This is a genomic window from Flavicella sp., from assembly GCF_029238425.1.
Taxonomy (GTDB): domain Bacteria; phylum Bacteroidota; class Bacteroidia; order Flavobacteriales; family Flavobacteriaceae; genus Flavicella.
In genome coordinates, this window is the sequence record NZ_JAQWGB010000108.1 from 1 (window position 1) to 2,170 (window position 2,170).

Consider the following 2,170-nt stretch of genomic DNA (forward strand, 5'->3'; position numbering starts at 1 on the left):
ACTGGTCAAGGTGGAACTTCAGGTTATGCGGCTTCTAAAGGTGGTGTTCTTGGTTTAACTAGAGAATGGGCAGTAGATTTAATTAAAGACTCTATTCGTGTCAATGCCATTATTATTGCAGAAAGCTGGACACCTGCTTACGATGCATGGATTAAAACTTTAGACAACGGAGAGGAAAAACTTGCGTCGATCGTAAAAAAGATACCCTTAGAAAACAGAATGACAACTCCAGAGGAAATTGGAAATCAGGCGCTATTTACGATCTCAAACAAGGCTTCACATACCACGGGACAATTCATTGCAGTAGATGGTGGTTATGTAAACTTAGACAGATCACTATTAACAGAATAAAACATATGTTATCATAAAAAGGACAAACAACATATTTTTTATTACTTGTTCTTTTTATTTTTACGATTCAAAATAAAAACTAAAACCAATTTACAATGAGTAAAACATCAAAAATACCAGTAGTTAGTAAAGAACTATTGTTTCCATTTATCATTATAACTTCTTTATTTGCTTTATGGGGAATTGCTAATGATTTGACAAACCCAATGGTATCAGCTTTCAAGAAGGTAATGCCGGAATTATCAAATATGCAAGCCTCTTTAGTTCAATTTGCATTCTATTTTGGATATTTCTTTATGGCACTTCCTGCTGCCCTCTTTATTCGTAAATACAGCTATAAGTCTGGAATTATTCTTGGATTATGCCTTTACGCAATAGGAGCATTTTTGTTTTACCCTGCTGCAGCATTGGAAGAATTCAATTATTTCCTTATTTCTTTGTGGATCATCACTTGTGGATTGGCCTTTTTAGAAACCACTTCTAATCCATTAATTTTAGCATTAGGAGCAAAAGAAACTGCTACCCAAAGATTGAACTTGGCACAAGCATTTAACCCAATAGGATCACTAATGGGAATGATTGTTGCTCAACAATTTGTAATATCAGCACTTAGATCTGACGATAAAGATGAAAGTGGAGCACTCATCTATGATACGCTATCTGAAACTGCCAAAGCAGCCGTAAGGGAAAATGACTTAGGAGTTATTAGTGTTCCTTATATCATATTAGGTATCGTTGTTTTGTGTATTATGGCTATAATTCTATTTACTAAAATACCTAAAACATCAGAGGAAGATAAAATGTCATTATCTGACTCCTTTAAAAAACTGTTTGCCAATAGTAATTACAAACAAGGTGTTATCGCTCAAGCATTCTATGTAGGTGCTCAAATTATGTGTTGGACTTATATTTTCCAATATGTAGACAATATCAACAATAGTTTAGCCGCAGACAAACAATTAACAGCAACATGGTTTAATGTTGCAGCAATGATTATTTTCTTATCGGGAAGATGGATTGGAACCGCTTTAATGAAAACGATCAACCCTTCTAGAATATTGATGTTATTTGGTATTGGAGGTGTCTTGTTTAGCTTAGGTTCAATTCTACTGCCAGGAACGATCGGATTATATTCTTTAGTATTAGTATCGTTATTTATGTCTATTATGTTCCCTACAATCTATGGAATTGCATTAAAAGACATGGGCGATGAAGCTAAAATTGGATCTGCTGGTTTAGTGATGGCTATTGTCGGAGGTGCATTGATGCCAGTTCTTCAAGGTTCTATTCTAGATTGGGGAGGTCCTGGGTTTTCAGATTTACAAATCTTAGGGTATATTCCTGAAGTGAACTTTTCATTTATTCTACCTACCATCTGTTTGGCTGTTGTTGCTAGATATGGTTATTCAACTTATAACAAATCGAAATAATAATTATGAGCACAAAAAGATATTGTTATTCATGCGATTTAAAAGATGATTCTAAATTAATCGCCGAATACAAAGAATACCATGCAGCAGGAAATGCATGGCCAGAAATCACAAAAAGCATCAAAGATGCTGGAATAGTAGACATGCAAATTTATCTAACGGGAAATCGAATGTTTATGATTATGGAAGTTGATGAAACTTTTGATCCAGTTAAAAAAGCAGCAATGGACGCCAACAACCCGAAAGTTCAAGAATGGGAAAATCTTATGTGGGAATACCAACAAGAATTACCATGGGCAAAAGACGGTGAAAAATGGATTGCTCTAGAACAAGTGTTCCAGTTATAAATAATAACAAACAAAAAGGCCTGCAAATCGCAGGCCTTTTTT

At 34.7% G+C, this 2,170-nt stretch carries 3 protein-coding genes; all 3 read left to right on the forward strand.

The genetic code is table 11. The annotated features are described in order from the left end of the window. Nucleotides 1-351 (forward strand): SDR family oxidoreductase (locus P8H68_RS08150; protein ID WP_300323296.1); only part of this gene is annotated, 351 nt, incomplete at its 5' end. A 95-nt stretch (nt 352-446) separates the two neighbouring features. Continuing rightward, a complete protein-coding gene (fucP, locus tag P8H68_RS08155) occupies nt 447-1,781 on the forward strand; it encodes an L-fucose:H+ symporter permease (RefSeq protein ID WP_300323299.1) in 1,335 nt (444 codons plus the stop codon). A 5-nt stretch (nt 1,782-1,786) separates the two neighbouring features. Then, the gene (locus tag P8H68_RS08160; protein ID WP_300323302.1) at nt 1,787-2,128 is read left to right on the forward strand and encodes an L-rhamnose mutarotase; all 342 of its coding nucleotides are present in this window, start codon (nt 1,787-1,789) and stop codon (nt 2,126-2,128) included. The last annotated feature ends 42 nt before the right edge of the window (nt 2,129-2,170 follow it).